This is a genomic window from Sphingomonas sp. FW306-05-A (assembly GCF_058782275.1).
The window spans coordinates 45,703-65,496 of record NZ_JBYSXN010000004.1; the positions used below are offsets into that span (position 1 = coordinate 45,703).

General features: G+C 61.1%; 14 protein-coding genes. 11 read left to right on the plus strand and 3 right to left on the minus strand.

What is annotated here, in order from left to right; all coding sequences use genetic code 11:
* Positions 1 to 71: 71 nt before the first annotated feature.
* The 9 genes from AC3WJR_RS18155 to AC3WJR_RS18195 all read left to right on the plus strand — a co-directional run bounded on the left by AC3WJR_RS18155 (position 72) and on the right by AC3WJR_RS18195 (position 14,321).
* Positions 72 to 2,924, plus strand: a complete 2,853-nt coding sequence (locus AC3WJR_RS18155) for a TonB-dependent receptor (RefSeq protein ID WP_492726775.1) — start codon at positions 72 to 74, stop codon at positions 2,922 to 2,924.
* Between the two features lie 400 nt (positions 2,925 to 3,324).
* Positions 3,325 to 3,777 (plus strand): MarR family winged helix-turn-helix transcriptional regulator, encoded by a 453-nt coding sequence (locus AC3WJR_RS18160; RefSeq protein ID WP_492726777.1) that lies wholly within the window; start codon positions 3,325 to 3,327, stop codon positions 3,775 to 3,777.
* Entirely contained in the window at positions 3,774 to 5,828 is a 2,055-nt protein-coding gene (locus tag AC3WJR_RS18165; RefSeq protein ID WP_492726779.1) for an FUSC family protein, read from the plus strand. The genes AC3WJR_RS18160 and AC3WJR_RS18165 overlap by 4 nt, the downstream gene beginning before the upstream one ends.
* Positions 5,825 to 6,031 (plus strand): DUF1656 domain-containing protein, encoded by a 207-nt coding sequence (locus tag AC3WJR_RS18170; RefSeq protein ID WP_492726781.1) that lies wholly within the window; start codon positions 5,825 to 5,827, stop codon positions 6,029 to 6,031. The genes AC3WJR_RS18165 and AC3WJR_RS18170 overlap by 4 nt, the downstream gene beginning before the upstream one ends.
* Positions 6,028 to 6,933, plus strand: coding sequence for an efflux RND transporter periplasmic adaptor subunit (locus tag AC3WJR_RS18175; protein ID WP_492726783.1), 906 nt, complete (start codon positions 6,028 to 6,030; stop codon positions 6,931 to 6,933). The genes AC3WJR_RS18170 and AC3WJR_RS18175 overlap by 4 nt, the downstream gene beginning before the upstream one ends.
* Entirely contained in the window at positions 6,930 to 8,351 is a 1,422-nt protein-coding gene (locus AC3WJR_RS18180; RefSeq protein WP_492726785.1) for an efflux transporter outer membrane subunit, read from the plus strand. Before AC3WJR_RS18175 ends, AC3WJR_RS18180 begins: the two co-directional genes overlap by 4 nt.
* Positions 8,348 to 9,847 (plus strand): MDR family MFS transporter, encoded by a 1,500-nt coding sequence (locus AC3WJR_RS18185; protein ID WP_492726787.1) that lies wholly within the window; start codon positions 8,348 to 8,350, stop codon positions 9,845 to 9,847. Before AC3WJR_RS18180 ends, AC3WJR_RS18185 begins: the two co-directional genes overlap by 4 nt.
* Before the next feature lie 1,158 nt (positions 9,848 to 11,005).
* On the plus strand, positions 11,006 to 11,839 hold the full coding sequence (locus tag AC3WJR_RS18190) for a 3-keto-disaccharide hydrolase (RefSeq protein ID WP_492726789.1): 834 nt from the start codon (positions 11,006 to 11,008) through the stop codon (positions 11,837 to 11,839).
* A 475-nt stretch (positions 11,840 to 12,314) separates the two neighbouring features.
* Positions 12,315 to 14,321: a putative bifunctional diguanylate cyclase/phosphodiesterase gene (locus tag AC3WJR_RS18195; protein WP_492726791.1), complete on the plus strand. Its 2,007-nt coding sequence runs from the start codon at positions 12,315 to 12,317 to the stop codon at positions 14,319 to 14,321.
* 484 nt (positions 14,322 to 14,805) lie between these two features.
* Here the strand turns inward: AC3WJR_RS18195 and AC3WJR_RS18200 are convergent, their stop codons facing one another.
* Complete coding sequence (locus tag AC3WJR_RS18200; protein ID WP_492726793.1) at positions 14,806 to 15,069, minus strand: hypothetical protein; 264 nt, start codon at positions 15,067 to 15,069, stop codon at positions 14,806 to 14,808.
* Positions 15,070 to 16,112: 1,043 nt separating this feature from the next.
* Between AC3WJR_RS18200 and AC3WJR_RS18205 the strand changes: the two genes are divergently transcribed.
* Positions 16,113 to 16,400: an HU family DNA-binding protein gene (locus AC3WJR_RS18205; protein WP_492726795.1), complete on the plus strand. Its 288-nt coding sequence runs from the start codon at positions 16,113 to 16,115 to the stop codon at positions 16,398 to 16,400.
* Positions 16,401 to 17,172: 772 nt separating this feature from the next.
* Positions 17,173 to 17,652 (plus strand): Ros/MucR family transcriptional regulator, encoded by a 480-nt coding sequence (locus AC3WJR_RS18210; RefSeq protein ID WP_492726797.1) that lies wholly within the window; start codon positions 17,173 to 17,175, stop codon positions 17,650 to 17,652.
* A gap of 623 nt (positions 17,653 to 18,275) precedes the next feature.
* On the opposite strand, the gene AC3WJR_RS18215 is transcribed toward AC3WJR_RS18210, so the two are convergent.
* Positions 18,276 to 18,476, minus strand: a complete 201-nt coding sequence (locus AC3WJR_RS18215) for a hypothetical protein (protein WP_492726799.1) — start codon at positions 18,474 to 18,476, stop codon at positions 18,276 to 18,278.
* A gap of 82 nt (positions 18,477 to 18,558) precedes the next feature.
* Positions 18,559 to 19,194 carry an SOS response-associated peptidase family protein gene (locus AC3WJR_RS18220; RefSeq protein ID WP_492726801.1) on the minus strand — a complete coding sequence of 212 codons (636 nt, stop codon included), beginning with the start codon at positions 19,192 to 19,194 and terminating at the stop codon, positions 18,559 to 18,561.
* Between the last annotated feature and the right edge of the window lie 600 nt (positions 19,195 to 19,794).

Genomic DNA, 19,794 nt, shown 5'->3' on the forward strand with positions numbered 1-19,794 from the left:
TTTGGCTTGAATGGGAAGCGACTATGGTAGGTGTAGCTGGTGTTCGCCGTGCGGAATTGGGGAAGGGCCTATTGCTCGGTGTATCGCTGGTGGCGATCGCCGCCCCGGCCTCGGCAAGGCAGGTAACTCCTGCCGCCGACGCGCCGCCGCTTTCCACCATCGACCAGTCGACCACGCCGACGCCGGAGAATGGATCGGTCCCACGCAACGCCGACAATCAGACCGCCGCTGTCCCAGCAGCGGAAGCATCGCCGGACATTGTTGTCACCGGCTTCCGTAAGAGCCTTGCGACCGCGCAGGCGATCAAGTTCAATTCCGACCAGTTCGTCGACTCGATCACCGCGACCGACATCGGCAAGCTCCCCGACAAGAACATCGCCGAGGCGCTCCAGCGCATCTCGGGCATCCAGATCAGCCGCAACTATGGCGAAGGTTCGGCCATCGCGATCCGCGGGCTGACCCAGGTCAAGACGACGCTTAACGGTCGGGACGTGTTCAGCGGCAGCGGCGGTCGCTCGCTCAGCTTCGAGGACGTGCCCTCCGAGCTGCTCGCGGGCGTCGACGTCTACAAAGACCCATCGGCTAAGGAGATTGAAGGCGGAATTGGCGGTCTCGTCAATCTGCGCACACGCATGCCGTTCGACGAGAAGGGCTTTGTTCTCTCCGCCAGCATGGGCACGAACTATTTTGACCTGTCGAAGGAGCCACGCTTCAACGGCTCGGTGCTCGCCAGCAAGACTTGGAACACCCCGATCGGCGAGATCGGCGTGCTGGTCGACGTCTCTTATTACGAAAGCGCGTTCCGCCGTGACCAGGCTACGATCGAGCCCTATGTGCCCACCACCGCGATCCCGGGCCGCTTGGGCGAGACGCTCTCGGTGCCCGACGGCGCGGGCATCCAGGTGACGCAGGGCAACCGCAAGCGCCAGGGCCTGTATGGCGCAGTGCAGTGGAAGCCAGCGAGCAATGTCGAGGTGTACGGCACCTATTTCCGCTCGAAATATGACATCGCGACGCCGAATTACGCCAGCTTCGTGACGAACAGCACGAGCAGCGACTATCTCAACTACATGCAGCCCAACGGCGCATTCGCGTTCAACAATGGCGCGTTCGTGTCGGGCGGATTCAACGGGTTCGTCCCCGCTTATTCGCAGCCGCCGTATGTCAACACCGCACTCAACGTGCAGAACAACACGCAGTTGGCCAATTCGCGGACGGTTACCACCGATTATTCGGGTGGCGTGAAGTGGAAGCCGACCGATCGGCTGCACGTCAACGTTGACCTGCAATATGAGCGCGCGACCGCGAGCGTGCAGAGCTACACTGCGTTCGGACAGAAGAACCTTGCGGGCTACAACCTCGACCTGAGCGGCGACCTTCCCGGCATCACGTTCCAGAGCCCGCCGGGCGGTTCGTCCATCTACGATCCGTCAGCATACAACCTCGTTGCGGTGATGGACCATATCGAAGACAGCGTCGCGACGCAAAAGGCTGGTCGGCTCGATCTCCAATGGGATTTCGACAACAGCATCCTGACGTCTATCCAGGGTGGCGTGCGCTATACCGATCGCGAAGCGATCAATCGTAGCAGCCCGTATAACTGGACCGCGGCAACGCCCGGCCTGACGCTGGCAAGCCCGGGCGTCCCGGGCATTGCAGCACCCTATGATGCGCTGTTCGGCGGGGCCGGCGCCGGGATCATCGGCGCGGTCCCCTATGTCGATGCATCGGTATTCGGCGATCCGGCGGCTGCGTTTCAGTCGCTCGGCGGTCGGGCGCTGACGACATTCAGTCCGCAGGATATCAATACGCAGCGCGAGAAGACCTACGCGGGCTATGTTGCGGCATATTTCAAGTTTGACGCGGGTCTGCCGATCGACGGGAACATCGCGGTGCGCGTCGTCAAGACCGACACCGCGGCGGCGGGCGCGACGCGCTTGTCGTATCGCCCCGACCTTTTGGCGACGAGCAACCAGATTACGGTCGATCAGCCCTATTCGGTTGATTCCTCCTACACGAAGGTGCTGCCGAGCTTGAACCTGCGTGCGCATGTCACCGACCGGCTTCAACTTCGCGCCGGTGCATCCAAGGGGCTGGCGCGTCCCGAGTTTAACCAGTTGAACGCCAATCGTCAGCTGTCGATCGGCTACACCCAAATCACTGTCACCAATCCGGACGGTTCGAGCACGGTAACGGGCTATGCGCCCAACAACACGAACACCGGCACCGGCGGCAACCCGCTGCTCCGGCCGCTGACGGTCGACCAGGCGGATCTCGCGCTTGAATGGAACGCGTCGCGCACGACCTTCCTGTACGGCACGCTATTCTACAAGAAGCTAAAGAACTTTACCCAGGCGGCGGTGTCCAACGTCACCTATCCGGTGCCGGGGCAGGCAGACCAAACGTTCCGCACGACGACCTTCGTCAACGGGACGCGCGGGACGGTGAAGGGCGCAGAAATCGGCGGTAACACCTTCTTTGACTTCCTGCCGGGGCCGCTCGCCGGTCTCGGCGCGCAAGCAAACGTGACCTATGTCGACAGCAACGCCCCCGGCGCGACCGGCACGCTGATTACCGGACAGGCGGTGCCGACCGAATTGCAGGGTTTGTCCAAGTGGAGCTACAATCTCGTCGGTCTGTACGAAAAGTACGGGTTTAGCGCACGCGCTGCGTACAACTGGCGCAGCAGTTATCTGTTCGACAGCGCGAGCAACGGAACAGGCGGGATTCCAATCTACAACCGCGCGTTTGGGCAGCTCGATGCGTCGATTTCTTACAATTTCACGCCTAAGGTGTCTGTTACGATCGACGCGACTAACCTGTTGCGGGCGCGCTATGACAGCTATCAATATTATGCTACTAATCCGCGCAACTACGAACTGAACGACCGCCGTTTTGGTTTGACGTTCCGGATGCGTAACTGATTTGGCGCTGCGTCTTTGACGGCGTGGACCTATCGATGTCCCCCCCACTCGCGTTCGGGAGCCGTAGTTCTCTACGGTTTCCGGACGCGTCTTTTTTAGTAATACAAAAAGGTCGGGCGCGTTAGGGTCGCGTGCATCACGTGCAATCCCCTTATCGTTTCCTCGACGTAGGCCACGACCTAACAGCGATCGCGGACGTGACGGGGGCAACTGACTCGCCGCTTTGGGCAGAAGAGCTACCTCGGCTTTAAGCCTCCTACCTCACGAACGCAGTTAAGCAGCGGTTTCTGCGCGGGGCGAAATTCTGTAGCGTCAGATTTCGCAAGGCAATCACAAATTTGTGCCAAAAGTTCGCCCTGCTGCGTTGCAGCGGGACGAAAGAATATTACTTAGCACGCTAATGACATTGCCACGCCTCGCGCTTGAGTCTTCCTACGCTCGCACCCTTCTGCCGCTCGCGCGGATGTGGCGGCAGGCGGCGGATGGTGCGCTCAGTGGCATGGGGCTGTCCGCTTCGATCGGCTGGGCGCTGATCCAGGTCGGGCGATTGGGGAACGATGCGCGCCAGACCGATCTGGCGAATGAGCTCGACGTCACTCAGGCGTCGCTCGTCCGTTCGCTCGACCAAATGGTGAAGGGCGGACTGGTCGAGCGGCATCGTGACACTGACGATGCGCGGGTCAGCCGGATCCGTTTGACCCCGCATGGTCGCACACTGGTCGCGAGGATCGAAGCGACCCTCGAAACGCTGCGGCGGACGATGCTCGACGGCGTTAGTGATGACGATCTCGCGACTGCGCTGCGCGTTGCCGAGAAAGTCGGGACGCGCTTTCAGCAGGACCGTGCTCGATGATCGGGGCGCGGTTCGGCAGCCGGGAAGCGCTGTTCGCGGCGAAGTGCTTCGTCGCGGCGATCCTGGCTTATTATATCGCGCTTCGGATCGGGCTGACGCGGCCGTACTGGGCGGTAACGACGTCGTACATTGTCGCGCAGCCGCTTGCGGGCGCGGTGCTGTCGAAGGCGGTGTTCCGCGTCGCCGGTACGGTGCTGGGCGCGATCGCGGCGGTGGGGCTGGTACCCAATCTGGTCAACGCGCCCGAACTGCTCTCGCTCGGTCTCGCGCTGTGGCTCGGCCTGTGCCTCTACATCTCGCTGCTGGACCGGACCCCGCGCGCTTATTTATTCCTGCTGGCGGGCTATACCGCGAGCATCATCGGCTTCCCGTCGGTCAATGCGCCCGATGCTATCTTCACGACGGCGGCGCTGCGCGTGCAGGAAATCACGATCGGCATCCTGTGCGGCAGTCTCGTCCACGGGCTGGTCTTCCCGCAGACGGTGACCGCGACATTGCTCACGCGGATCGACACGATCCTCGGCGATGCGGAACGCTGGTCGTGCGATTCGCTGGCGGGGACGGCGGATGCGGCGCTCGACCGCGACCGCCGCCGCCTCGCGCTCGACATCAACGAGCTGCATCAGCTTTCCATCCATCTGCCGTTCGACACCGCACGGCTGCTGCCGCGCGTGCGCACGCTGCGCGCGCTTCAGGCCGAACTGTCGATGCTGCTCCCGCTAGCGAGCGCGGTGGACGACCGGATCGGCGAGCTCTTGCGCAGTGCCGATGCGCCGCGGCCCGAGGCGCTCGCACTGATCGCGGACGTCCGCGAATGGCTGCGCGATCCGCCCTCCACCGCGGACCGCGGCGCGACCGCTGACGCGCTGATCGCGCGTGCGCGCGCCCTTGAACCCGCCCCCGCGCCATCGATGATCTGGCGCGATGCGCTTCGGCTCAGCTTGCTCGCGCGTCTCGCCGAACTGATCGACGCGCATCGCAACGCGCGCGATTTGCGCGACCAGATGCGTTCGCCGTCGCGCGCGCCCGTCACGCCGGGGGTTTCCGCGCTGCTCAAGCGCGCCGCGCGGCGTCCGCTCCACCGCGACCGCGGGATTGCGCTGCGCGCGGCTGGCGGGACTGTGGCGACGATTTTGCTCGGCTGCGCTTTCTGGATCGGGACGGGCTGGTCGGACGGCGCGGGGGCAGTGCTGATCGCGGGGGTGTGCTGCGCCTTGTTCGGCAATAGCGACGATCCGGCGCCCGCGATCATGGCGTTCTTTTACGGGACGATCGTCGGGCTGGTCGTTGCGGCGGTCTATGCGTTTGCGATCCTGCCGCGCGTGACTGACTTCGTCACGCTGGCAGCGGTGCTGGCACCGCCGATGCTGATCGGCGGGATGTATCTGGCGCGACCGTCGACCTTGCTGATCACGCTCGGCGCGTTGCTCGGCGGGCTCAACACTGTGGGGCTCAACGATCGCTTCGGTGAGAGCTTCGACGCGTTCATCAACGGCGGCATATCGCAGCTGGTGGGGACCTTGTTCGCGGTCGTCACCGTCGGCCTGTTCCAGACGATCGGCGCGGATACCAGCGCGCGGCGGCTGATCCGGGCGGGCTGGCGCGAACTCGCGGCACGAAGCGATGCGCGCGGGCGGCCCGATGCGGCGGGTTGGGTCGCGCGGATGCTCGACCGGATCGGGCTGCTCGCGCCGCGCCTTGTGCTTCAGGGCGAGGACCCGGGGAAGCCGTTGCTCGATGCGCTGGCCGATCTGCGGATCGGCGTCGCGGTCGGCGAGTTGCGGCAGTTGCGGCTGGACGGCTCGACGACCGAGGACGCGCTGATCACGCCGGTACTGCTCGGCGTCGGCACGCATTACCGCGCTTTGCGGCCCAACCAGCCCGCGCCGCCCGAACCGGCGCTGCTCGCGGGGATCGATCGCGCGCTGACCGGCTTCGGCATGAGCTTGCCCGAGCGGCACCGCAGCGGAGTGCTCGCGCTGACGTCGCTGCGCCGTAACCTTTTTCCGCAGGCGGTTGCCTATCAACCGGGCGTGGAGCTGACGGCATGATCGGTGAGGTTTCGATCGGTGGCGTGTATCTGCCGACCATCCTGCTGCTGGGCGTTGCGGCCCTGCTGCTGACCGCTGCGGTGTCACGCCTGCTGGGCTTTGCCGGGGTCTATCGCCTGGTCGCCTATCGACCGCTCGTCGACGTCGCCTTGTTCATCATTCTCCTCGGGCTGCTCGCCCTGCTGACCGGACCTTCCGCATGACCTCCGCCCGCCTGAAATCGCTGATCGCCCCGCTTGGCCGGTCCGCCATCACCCTGATCATCGTCGCGCTCGCGGTGCTGGTCGCGATCTGGCTGTGGCGGCGGTACGAGACCGATCCGTGGACGCGCGACGGTCGCATTCGCGCCGATATCGTCCGCGTCACGCCCGACGTGGCGGGGCTGGTGACGCAAGTCGCGGTGCATGATAATCAATCGGTCAAGCCCGGCGACATCCTGTTCGTGGTCGATCGCCCGCGGTTCGAACTGACGCTCGCGCAATCGGACGCGTCGATCGCGAGTGCGCGCGCGACTCTGCTGCAGGCACGACGCGAGGCGCAACGCGATCTGGCGCTGGGTGATCTGGTCGCGAAGGAAACGCACGAACAGAATGTCGCACGCGTCGCCACCGCCTCGGCGGCACTGGCGCAAGCGCAGAGCGCGCGCTCGACCGCCGCGCTCAATCTCGCGCGGACGACGGTGCGCGCGACGGTGCACGGGATCGTAACCAACCTCGATCTCCACCCTGGCGACTATATCGCGGCGGGCACGCAGGCGATGGCGCTGGTCGATACCGACTCGCTTCGCGTCGAGGGGTATTTCGAAGAGACCAAGCTCGGCGGGATTCATCTTGGCGATCCGGTCGTCGTCCATTTGATGGGCGAGCCACGCGCGCTGCACGGGCGGGTCGACAGCATCGCCGCGGGGATCAACGACAGCGAACGGACCAACACGTCCAACCTGCTGCCCAACGTCAACCCGACCTTCAGCTGGGTCCGGCTCGCGCAGCGCATTCCGGTGCGGGTCAAGCTGGGGCAAGTGCCCGCAGGCATTTCGCTGATCGTCGGGCGGACCGCGACGGTGACGGTCGAGCAGAAGGCTGGTCAGCCGGTGGTGGCGGCATGACGCGCCTGCGGACCGCACCGCGGCGGACGTTGCCCGCGCTGATCGCACTGGCGCTGGCGGGGTGTACGACCGCCGGACCGAATTACGCGCTTCCGGAGGCGGCGGCGGTCAATCGCCCGTCCGCGCAGAACAGTTTCGACAGCGGGCATGACAAGGTCTTCGCCGACGTGCCGCTGCCCGATCGCTGGTGGCAGCTTTACGGCGACGCACGGCTCGACGGCTTCGTCACCGAGGCGCTCGCCGCGAACACCGATCTGCGCGCGGCGGACGCGAACCTGCGCCGCGCGGATGGGGTGGTCGCGGAAGTGGCGGCGGGCAGGACGCTGTCGACCGTGCTCGGCGGCGGGACCTCGGTCGATCGCCTGACGACGACCGGCGGCTCGCTGCCGGGGACGCTCGATTACAACCTCGGCATCTCGCTTGCCTATCCGCTCGACCTGTCGGGGCGGATCCGGCGCGGGATCGAGGCGGCGCAGGGTGATGCCGAAGCGGTCGCCGCCGCGCGCGACAACGTCCGCGTGACCGTCGCCGCCGAGACCGCGCGCAGCTACGCCGCCGCCTGCACCGCCAACATGGTGCTCGCCGCCAACAATCGGATCCTCGCGCTGCAACGCCAGACGCTCGACGTGACGCTGCGGCTGCAACGCGGCGGTCGCGGGACCGCGTTCGACGTCACCCGCGCGCGCTCGGCGGTCGAGCAAAGCGCGGCGCTGATCCCGACACAGATCGCGACCCGCACCGCAGCGCTGTACCGGCTCGCGACGCTGATGGGGCGCGCGCCCGCGGATTACCCGCGCGACGTCGCCACCTGCGCGCGGCCGCCCGCGCTGACGCGTCCGCTGCCGATCGGCGACGGTGCGGCGCTGATCCGCCGCCGCCCCGATATCCGCTGCGCGGAACGCTCGCTCGCCGCCGCTACCGCGCGGATCGGTATGGCGACCGCCAACCTGTACCCGCAGGTGAGCCTCAGCGGCTCGGCGGGCTTCACCGGCCCGGTGTCGGCTTTGGGGTCGGGCAACGCCTTTCACCTCGGGCTGGGACCTTTGATCAGCTGGAGCTTCCCCAATCGCCCGGTCGTCCGCGCGCAGATCGCGCAGGCGGGGGCGTCCGCCGATCAGGCGCTGGCACAATTCGATTCCACGACGCTGGAGGCCTTGCGCCAGACCGAAACGGCGTTGTCCGCTTATGCGCGCGAGGCCGACCGCAACGCGGCGCTGTCGCGCGCGCAGGGGAGCGCGGCGACCGCGGCGGATCAGGCGGGGCGACTCTACCGTTTCGGGCGGACCGATTTCCTCTCGCTGCTGACCGCGCAGGCCGCGCTGACCAGCGCGCAGGCCAATCTGGCGGCATCCGACGCCTTGCTAGTCGATCGGCAGGTCGACGTATTTAAGGCGCTTGGCGGAGGGTGGCAGGCATGAGGCTGCGCCGTCGCGGGCTGGCCGCGATCAACAGTGAGATCCGCGACGGCATCCTCCCCGCCGCGGACACGATCGCGCAGGTTGCCAAGGAGCCGGGCACCGTCCCGCACACGCCGCGCAACTACCGCGTCACTGCGCTGATTATCGCCTGCGCTTTGTTCATGGAACAGATGGACGCGACCGTGCTCTCCACCGCTCTGCCGACGATGGCGCGCGATTTCGGTGTGCCCGCGACCAGCATGGGGTCGGCGCTGACCTCATATCTGCTCGCGCTGGCGATCTTCATCCCGGCGAGCGGGCGACTTGCGGACCGGTTCGGGTCGCGCACCGTGTTCCGCGCCGCGATCCTGATCTTCGTCGGCGGATCGATGCTGTGCGGCTTCGCCACCAGCTTGCCGTTCATGATGGCGGCGCGCTTCCTGCAAGGGCTCGGCGGTGCGATGATGATCCCGATCGGGCGGCTCGTCCTGCTGCGCAGCGTCGCAAAGGAGGACATGGTCCAGGCGATGTCGTGGCTGATCATGCCCGCGCTGATCGGGCCGATCCTGGGACCGCCGGTGGGGGGGGCGATCGTCACCTATCTCGACTGGCGCTGGATCTTCTATCTCAACGTACCGATCGGGTTGCTCGGGGTGGTGCTGGTGACGCGCTACATCGGCAACGTGCGCGAGGATCGCCCCGCCAAGTTCGACGTCCCCGGCTTCTTGCTTTCGGGGGTGTCGCTCGGCTGCCTGCTGTTCGGGTTCGAAATGACGAGCCGGACGGGGGAACTGGCGCACGCGCTGATCCTGATCGGGATTGGACTAGTCTCCGGTATTCTCTACATCCGCCATGCCAAGTGCCGCGCTGACCCGATCCTCGACCTCTCGCTTATGCGGATCCCGTCCTTTCGCCTGTCGGTGATCGGTGGGTCGCTGACGCGCATCACGCAGGGCGCGCAGCCGTTCCTGCTGCCGATGATGCTGCAGCTCGGCTTCGGGATGACCGCGGCGGCGAGCGGCGCGATCACAGTGGCGGGGGCGATCGGGTCGCTGTGCATGAAGGGGCTCGCGCCGCGGCTGCTGCGGCGGTTCGGCTTTCGCAATAGCCTGATCGTCGGCGGGATCGGCGCGAGTGCTGGCTATGCCGTGTGCGGGCTGTTTCGCCCCGACTGGCCGATCCCGGCGGTCTTCGGCGTGTTGATGTTGTCGGGTTTCTTCATGTCGTTCCAGTTCTCGGCGTACAATACGATCGCCTATGACGAGATCCCGTCGACTCGCATGAGTAGCGCGACTAGTTTCTATGCAACGTTCCAACAGTTAATGCTTTCGCTCGGCATTTGCGTCGGGGCGGCGGCGTTGCATGTCGGGATGTTGGGATCGGGACGCGGGACTCCGGCGCTGAGGGACTTCACGTTGGCGTTTCTTGTGGTCACTGCGGTTTCTGCATCCGCAACGTTATGGAACCAACGGTTCGAGCGGGATGCCGGTTCAGAATTGAGCGGGCACCAAGCGTAGGGTAAGGTTTGAGATCAGTTGCAGGCGGAGGGGGGAACATGTCCCAAGCGATCGGTCCGTACTTGGGCGACCCGACGCGATTGTGGTGGCCAGGCCTGGCTTACCGGACCTACTGCTCACACCGCGCCAAGGCGCCTTGCTAACAAGCTCCCCAATGAGCGGCGTAGACGGGAGCCGGCATTCTTCGGACCGTCTCACGGATCACTTACGACCGACTGCGTGGCATAAGTTCATTAGGATCGAAGCGATTGTCGAGCAGGGGATGGCGGGGAACGTCGCCCCAAAAAGCGTGTAAAGCCTTGGTCTCCTAGCTGTTGCGAACACAGTTACGCATCGTAATAGCTTGACGCAGTTGTACGATGGTGTCGACACGAAGTGTGGCGCGGCTTGGGTTGTTCCGTCCAGGACAACCGGACTTGTTGGGCAAATCAGGAGTTTCGTGTTTCAGCCTTATGACCATAGGGTACTGCTAACCCCCCAAACCTTCCCGGGTAACGGGGCGGCTAGGGCCGCAGCTTTATCGCAATTTGGCTGCAGCCCGCCTTCAGCATTCGCCCTGAGACGCCGTCCTAGCGAGTTCGGTCGGTACAAAAAGCGCGTTATGAGGTCATCGGCGGTTTGTGCCAACTGGGGCAGTAGAGGCTGGTCGCTCTTAGCTGCTTACACATGTTGCCGACGTCGATTACTCTTAAATTAAAGGAGAAATATGATCCACCCGCCCCGTTAATGGCTGCGTGTGGATCGCCGAGGTTCCGAGCGATACCGTGCGCTTTAGCTGCTGCCTTAGCATGATCATCGTATTTCGATCACACATAATTAACCAACTTTCAGGTCCGAATTTCGCTTTGCCTTTTCGGGACACCGTTAGCGTTCTTAAACGAATTTTGGTGCAGTAACCGGATCGCTGAGACGGCGGGTGAACTTTCTCCTTCGAGCAGCAGCGGTGAGCCCCACAACGATCCAAGTGTGCACGCCAACTTTCAACTAGTATCGATACAACTAGGCAAATGGAGTAGTCGCGCGTCGAACGATGATTGAGGGCGAATGTTTATGTGGTTTGATCGAGCATTGGCAGCGCTTCTGGTGCTGTCCGCCCCCGCGATTGCGCAAACGTCAAGGGACCGTGCACGTGCCATTGCGGGCGAACCGGAAAATTCAGTGCAGCGGTTGACGCTGAGGGACATACCCGTGCCGACCGGCAAGCCGACCGTGTTGTTTGACGGGCGCAGCCTGAAGGGCTGGGCGCCTTGGCTCGGCTATGCCGACCCCTCAATCACGTATCAGTCGAACCCAGACGCGCCGCCGATCGGTACCAACCGAGACACCAGCAGCGACTTCGCCGTGCGCTCCGTGGATGGTGCTCCTGCGATCTGGGTGAAGGGCAAGACCTGGGGTAGCCTCGTCAACACCGTCGACCTTCGCGACTATCACTTGCGGCTGCAGTTCAAATGGGGGGAGAAGACTTGGGCGCCACGTGCGACGCTGCCGCGCAACAACGGGCTGCTTTATCATACCCACGGCACCCCCGGCGAAGTCTTCGGGACTTGGCGTCCATCCGTCGAGTTCGAAATTATGACCGGATCGACCGGCATGATCGTCGCGGTAGGCGGCAAGGTGCGTGGGCGCACCGGCGTGAAGTTTGATCCATCGTTGGTCGAACCATATCTTCGCTTCCGCGCCGGGGGCCGCGAGATCGACATCGTCAACAGCACCCCGACCTGGAACGTCGAGGCCGCGACCGATGCGGAGCGCCCCGTCGGCGCGTGGAACACGCTCGACCTGTATGTCGTTGGCAGCCGCGCGGTGCATGTTGTAAACGGCGTACCAGTCGCCGAAGTGCACGACTTGGCGACGATCGCGACCGACGGCACTCGGCGGCCGCTAACGCATGGTCACATTCAGCTGCAATCCGAAGGCGCCGAGACGTGGTTTCGGGCAATCACCGTGGAACCGATCACGACACTTCCAAAGATCGTCGTTGCGGGAAGGTGAACGTCTTGGGCTTGCATCAAAAACTACCTTTCTGGATGATGCCGCGGCGGGTTATCAGAACGACAGCCGCTGCATGATCTCGCAGTCTCGAATGTCTGGCCGCGATGTAGTTGCCGCAATGCGGGTGAATGTTCCATCTGGCAATGTCGGACAGGCCTTACTGATAATCGTACAGCTCCCTTTCCATCTGCTTACCCAAAAAGAACGAGGGGCCGAATTCGAGAAGCGCCGGGCGTAATGTAGGCCGGATATAGGTCTCCTCGATGTTGAAATTGTCCTCAATGGCCTTTCGCGTTGCTCGCCCATCTACAAGGTTGCTGCGTGCCGTAAGCTCGATTTGAGCATGGCAGGTGGCGCAAGTGTGATCTTCTCGCCATAACGTAACGCTTTGACCCTAAGCGAGATTCTCGGGGAGAAGTGTGTGCGGCTATCGATATCGGCGCGTGTATCCATAGCGTGCGCAGCTGTCATCATCATGGCGCTAGCCGTACTGGCAACCGGGCTTTCAGTTGGCAACAAGATCCATCATGCTGACGTACGCATAGCATTGCTCAGCGAGATTCTAGGGCAACAGGATAGGCTTGATCAGGCACAACGACGATTGCGTCAGGATGTCGGTCGCCTAACCCGGGATGCAGAACAAGGCGTAAAGGTGCCTAGCGCGCGCTGGGAGGACTTGCACAAGCAGATCGCGGAGTTCGAACGACATTCGGCGCAAGCGACTATATTTCCCGATATGCGATCGGAGGTAGGATCGGCGCCTATTCAGGAGGGGCAGCAAGCCGCGGCGGTATTTGCTATGGTCTCCGACCAGTTAATAGAGATGAGCCGGTTCAGACCATCCGGTATCAAAGCTGCAATGCCACGTTTTCTAGGTGCGCTAACGGCCTTGGAGGCGAGCCGTAGTCATGCGCGACAAGAACTAACCTCGGCGATCTGGAAGGCAGCGGAAAAAAACAGACGTGAGAGCCACCGGGACATCATTTCGGTACTGCTCGGCGGACTCGGGATCGTGGTTGTCATATTCAGCATGGCCATCTGGCTTCGTCAAAGGCTGGTATTGCCGATCACAGTTATGGCCGCGCGACTGCGCGAGTTCCGGGTTGGTGAAAGCTACGGAGACGTACCCTCACTTGAGCGAACCGACGAGCTTGGCGATCTGGCGCGTGGAATTTACGAATATCGGAATGCGGTGGAGAGTCGTCGGACTGCAGAGCGTCGCGCGGAATTCCTAGCCAGCCACGACATGCTGACTGGACTTGCGAACCGCTTTCTGTTTGAAAATCGTCTTGCTCACGAACTTGCCCGCAGCGCGCGGACCGGGGACGTCGTAGCGTTATTTGCCATCGATCTGGACGCGTTCAAGGCTATTAATGATCGAATGGGTCATGCGGGCGGAGACCGCGTGCTCAAGCGTACGGCACAGCTGCTGTCTTCGTGTGTCCGCAGCGATGACCTAGTTGCCCGTATTGGTGGCGACGAATTCGCCGTCATTCAAGTGGCGCATGTACAACCTGCGGCTACAGAAGCACTCCTTTCTCGTATATATAAGATGGCGTCAGCACCGTCGGACGAGGGTGTCGCGATCAGGATGAGCGTGGGAGTAGCGCTTTCTGAGCCTGGCCAAACTGGAGACGAACTTTACGAGCTTGCGGACCTTGCGTTGTATCGAGCCAAGTCCGACGGCAGAAATACGGCGCGCATTTATAACAAACACTTGAAAGATGAAGCTAGCCAGCGCCTTCGGCTTGCGAGGGATCTTGAGAATGCCGTCTCGGCGAACGAACTGCACCTAGATTTCCAACCAATAGCTGACACAGCTTCGTTAGAGATCGTCGCGTATGAGGCACTGCTTCGCTGGCGGCATCCCAGTCTTGGGGAAATATCACCGGACATTTTTATACCCATCGCCGAGTCTTGCGGACTCATCGACACTATCGGTTCATGGATGATCGATCACGCACTCTGTACTGCATCAACTTGGAATCCAAAGTTGTCGCTAGCAATCAATCTGTCGCCGATACAGTTTCGCTCCGTCGGGCTTGTGGCTGAGATATGTGAGGCTGCACTGCGTTGCCGGTTCAAATTCGACCGATTGGAACTTGAAGTTACCGAAAGCGCCACGCTCTTGGGCTTTCAGCGGGACAACGTCCTTGCAACCCTAAGAGAGTTGCGAACGCGCGGCGCTAAGGTCGTGATGGACGACTTTGGAACTGGGCACTCGTCGCTCAGCAATCTCAAAGAGTTTACCTTCGACAAGATCAAGATCGACCGGAGCTTCGTCGCTACAATGCATAGTCACGACTCATCTTCCTCAATTGTTAGGGCGACGATCGGTTTGGGCAAGAGCCTCGGCCTCGTCATTGTTGCAGAAGGGGTCGAAACTGAGGAGCAGCTGTCGGTTTTGCGTCGCTGGGGCTGTGATCAGGTTCAGGGCTTTCTGATTGGAAAGCCTGAGGAGTGTATTGTCTCGGCTAGATAATACGGTGCACACGCGCCATTAAGCAACGGGATAGAGTCCGCCGCTGTTTCTACGATATGTCGCGTGTCGCCGATGACGGCTAACTTTTAGCGACCATGTCTAAAGCGTAACTTATCAAAGTAGAGTTCATCATCGTCAGTCCAAGGGGCGCACCGATAGTGTGCATCACCACTGGAGCCCAATGCGTCGGTGACAAAGCGGCCCAGATCATCACTTACAGATGATGTGCAGATACCATCGCAACCACCCGGCGTCTTCCACTGAACTGCGTCGCCAGGAATGCGGCTTTATATTGCAAGTCTGCAACGTCGTGCACACGGACGCGGGATGCGGGTCGATCCAAAGGTGGCTAGCATCATTCGGCCATTGCCTTCTGCGTGCGCGTGCATGACCCAATCAACCCTGGCACCTACCGTCTGCGGCGGATCATTGCTCAACAGGCTGTCGTCGAGGTCGAACGCCTCTGCTAGCGCTCCTAGCGCACCTAGCTGCTCCATCGAGTCCAACTCCAGCCCGTTGTCGCCGATCGGCGTCGGGGACGGCTAATCTCCCTTCGTTGCATGAGGATGCGGGAAGGGGGCGTTCTGTTACGTGCCCCCTCATAATCGTCGATGCGCGTGACCCGGTCGCCGATGCTGCGCAGAAGAGTAGGAAGACTGGCCGGACCGCCGGAGCGGCGCATCAACAGATTGGCTGCCGCATTGTTGTTGCGGTACATGATCGCCTCATACATCTTGCGCACGGTCATCGACTCTCGGGCGACGTTGGCCTGCGTAACCGGTGACGCAGCCATGAGATCGCCCGTAACGCACCGGAGCGCTCAAGCTATCTCTTGCTTTTGAAACGTTGGACAGCACGAGGGCCGACAGTAATCCCCTGAAGGTGCTCATCAGCTTGAACTGCTCATCGGCCCGGTCTGCAGGTCGAATGCATAGACCCCGAGCTCCCCGCCATGTCGACGTTCCGGATCCGCCAACGATGCGGCATCAGGATCTAGTCGACGTGTCCTGTGCCGGCGATCGTCAGCGCTGTACCACCGGACCGGAACGTCCGGCGGCCGACATTCGCTTGAGGATAGGTTTCCTCGTTTCTCCTCGTAACTCCGTACCGGACGTGATGGCACTATACCATCAGTCCTCCGTACCCATGGTACTTCCAGCCTTGCTGTCACTGTGGACGCCATCGTCCGGCAGCCAATACTGAGCTGCATTCCAATGAACAGGCGTCGGCTTTCGGTATTAGCGTCTAAACCTCTGTACGTCCGGTGGGTCACCGTTAAGCCATAGAGGTACATCAGCTCGGCGCCGGAAGGTGCTGCATCACTGTCCCGCGGTTGAAGCGGTTGCTTGTTGGGGTAGTCCAATCCGCGCTCCAGCGTCTGCGATAACCCAACCGCGTACCTACCGAACGACCAACATTGAAGCAGTCGCTCGGACTCTATGCCGCTTGGACGGATACGACGAAGATACGCAAGACAAGGGGCGGTCGATGTGGATGAACTACTGAGACCACGCGAGGCAGGTGATGGAGGCAATTACGACCGTTGAAAAGAAGGATGGGTGGCAGCTGTGATGCGGCGCGTTCGCTTCAGCAACACCCCTCTACGAACGGCTCGACGTAAGTGTCGTGGGACGCTGCATCAACCAGTGCGCACAGACGGCGAGAGGGATTGCGCCTGCCGCCGATGTTCGGAGCAGGCGCGGGATTTTAAAAGCTCGATCCGTATTCACTTTTGCAGTAACCTATCGGCGCTCGCTGACCAAATTGCGCGCTGCACATCGAGGAAATCATGTGGTTCGTGCTCAACTCATAGCGTTACTGGCCGCCCAGCACCCCGAGCTTTCCACTCGAGAGTCTGAAATCATTTTGAACGCCTTCTTCGAAGGGATCACGGAGCATTTAGTTAAGGGCGGTCGCGTAGAAATCCGGGGCTTCGGATCGTTTAGCACTCGTGACCGCGCTGCTCATACTGGCCGCAACCCGCGGAGCGGTGAACTGGTAGAGGTCGATGCCAGGCGAGCGCTCCATTTCACACCAGGGAAAGAACTGCGAAAGCTCGTCGCTGACTCGAAAACTTGACGCCACACTGGGCTTACCGGCATTAAACGGAACGCCACCGCTACCGAAGTCGTCCTAACGCTAAGGAGAGCGATTATGGCGAACGACGAGCACACGGACGCAATCCAGCCTTAACCTTTCCACCGAACCGGGTAAGAAGGGCATGGCTGACAGCTCGGGCAGCGAGACGCAGCCGGCACCGAATATTTCCACCCAGCATCAGAAGGACGAAGACGCCCGCAGCCCGAGCGAGACGCTCGATCGAGGGCAGTGGGCGTCGTGGTCAGGTCGGTTGCTAACCCCAGTTGCCAACATGTTTCTACGCGTTCGTACGTAACCGAATTAGTGAAAGGAATGATCGATGAGCTTGAACCGTATCCCAGGTAACGAGCCTGACGCTGGCGACATGTCAACGGAGCCGGGCGTTCTCTTGCCCGACGGGGCAGCTAATCACGACCTGCCAGAGGATGACGCTGAGAAACTGGCTGGATTTGCCTAATCGCAACGCTCACCGTCAGCAGGCATTCGATGCCTTTGGCGTCAGATAGGCAGACAAAGGCTGGTACCGGGGGTTATCTGTAGGGCCGCAGGACAGGTTTGATACCAATTCGGTTTCTAGTGTTCTGGAACGCTCGTGACGCAACAACGAGCCTGACGCAGGTGGCCAACGGTTGACGTCGGCGCAGTTGCTCGAGAAGGACCCTGCCTGATCTGCCCCAGCATTGTTGCGACTGCAGTTTTGTATAAGAGGTGTTGGCCGATTGTAATTCGGATTAACGCACGGAAAAAAGCAATGACCATTAAAACGACTGCTGTCGAACTTGCGGCTGAGATTACTATTGCGTGGCTTAGCAATCAAAATAACCAAGCAACGGTTCGAGACGTTTCTGCGATCCTCCGCTCAACGTACGATTCTGTCGCTAGGTTGGAGGCCACTGGAGACAATGGAGCCTCCGGGGCGACCGAAATTTATACGCCTGCGGTGTCAGTTCGAAAGTCGTTGGCAAGCCGCGATCACATCATCAGTTTGCTCGACGGTAAGCCCTACAAGACGCTTCGACGCCATTTAGCAAACAACGGTTTCACGCCAGAGCAATATCGCGCGCGTTACGGCTTGAAGCTCGATTACCCCATAGTGTCTGAAAGCTACAGTGAGGTGCGTCGAGCGATGGCCCTAAAAACTGGTCTTGGACGGAAATCTGGTACGCGTTCCAAATTGCCTGCCGAACCGGCTACTGAAGCCGTCCCGTCGCAACCTCCCCACAAACCATAGGCACGCGTATTACGGGTGGCGAAATGACCATGGGAACAGGGGTAGCAAACGCGATCTCTACGATGTGGTGGCTTGCAGTTGGCTAACCAAGTATCGTGCCATGAACTTTGTTGTCGGCGCCACACCCGACGGGGGGTACCATACGGCCCAATCGTGACGAACTAGGAGATCCATACGCTATCGGTTTGTTTACCGTACGGCTGTTAACGCACACTCTTGAGCACCGAGGAATGGATCGGTTTCAAACACGACGCGAAACGAAACATCCTAAATCGGTAAAAAGGGCATACGCCGTGTTAGCAACCTTCGTTTCTAAGCTTATTAAATGGACCGGGGTACGTACTACTGGTGCAAAGGCGACTTCCCCGCTTAAAATAGGCGGGCATTGCCGGCACTGCTTAAAGGTCACACCAATGCTCCAGACCGAGTGTGAAACTTGCGGAAGGAATTTAGGGACTAGGTAGCGCTGCTTACGGTCCGAAAGCGAACCTCGCCGGGACCCACCAGTATGGTTGCAATTATAAAAACTAGCCCCAGGTTATAATCAACCGACCAAAGAGCCCCCCCAATGACGTTTTGGTCGGCTAGGGCTGCTGCGAACCCACATTGGCAGCAGCCCGCAATTATACGGTATCGCTGTTATCGTCGATCTCGCCCGAGGGTCGGAGGGCAGCTGCCTTAGCCGCAAGACGTTCATCCCGCGTGGCCAGCGCGGCATATGCGTCGGCCGACCGTTGCTCCCGAATACGGACGTTTTCCAACGTCGCTGAGGTCGCTGCCGCCTGAGCTATGTCTGCATTTTCGCGGTTCGTTTTGAACGCCATCTCATTATATCCTTCAATTCAGTTTCTAGGTCTGGCGCAATTTTGTTATCGTGGGGAAAGGGGCGCTTTCTAGGCGCCGAACTTAGACCTTCGCACGGCGCGTTGGGTATACCGGCCCGCGAACAGTCATACGTGCGGCTGCATAGGGCTGCTGCAGGGCGACGACATCGTCGTAGCTGCCGCGCAACCAACGATCGTAGTCTGCCGGTCTCAAGACGGTTATCATCGCTTTCGGATGGATCGGTGCGACCAGATTGTTTGGGTTACACGTCACCATCGTGAAGCCATTGCCCTCTGCGGCTGGCTGCCAAAGGCCGGCGACGGCGAACAGTGGTTGGTCGGTCACCTGAAACCACATCTCTCCCTTAAGAGGCTTCTTTCCGTCACCCAGGTCATGCGCCTCGGCAGTCCATTCGCAGAACTCGCTCAGTGGCACTAAACAGCGGTTTTCCGGCTTGGCAGCCAGAGCTCGCCATTGCGGTAGGCCCAGGTTGCGCACGTTTGTCATCGGCCAAGCTGCACCGCCGCCCAGAACGTCCCAACTCATCACGTCCAGGTATCGACCGCGATCCGTCTCCCGGACCACGTACGCTCGGCTGCGCGGCATGAGTTCGCTTGGATTAAAGCGATTGTCCGTCGGTCGATTGACGGAGAATATGGTACCAAAGTGCGCGTGAAGCGCCTCGGGCTCATAGCTGTTACGGGCTCGGTTACACATCGTAGTAGCCTGCAGCAGTTAGTCTATCGTGTCGATACGAAGTGCGGCGCGACCTAGGCAGGTGCTGCTCGCGACGCTCGGAACCAAGTCGGACCAGTTGCGCGGCATTATGGTTCCGGTGTCGCGCAGGCTGTGAAGGTCTCTGGACACAGTCGGATTGTACGCCTTGCATAGCGCGTGCTTGCTAGCGCGCCGACTGGCGCTCTGGTCTTGCACCCTGACTGCCGTGGAAATTGCCAATACCCTCTACCGGTGGCTATCGAGAATGTTAGGCGTCGCTGCGGCTTACAACGGATGCAGCTGTCGTCGTTAGTCTCTCCGCAAATCTCGCATTGGCATGAGACTTGCTCGGGCGGTACCTTCAAGGTGATTAGCGCGTGATGAAAGATGGATACCATCTCGCTGAGCTTGCACCAGTTTTACTGTTGCGGAGACGTATGGAAGACAACCAAACAGGGTGGGGCGTGGTAAGAATTTTACCCTGGCACCTTTTAGGCGTTTATAAAACTTCCGCCGAGGCTCAGGTCCGCTGCCTAGAGGCCGGCAAAGGGTACGAAGTACATTTCGGCGAAGGCAACGTAGCTCGGAACCAATTTACTT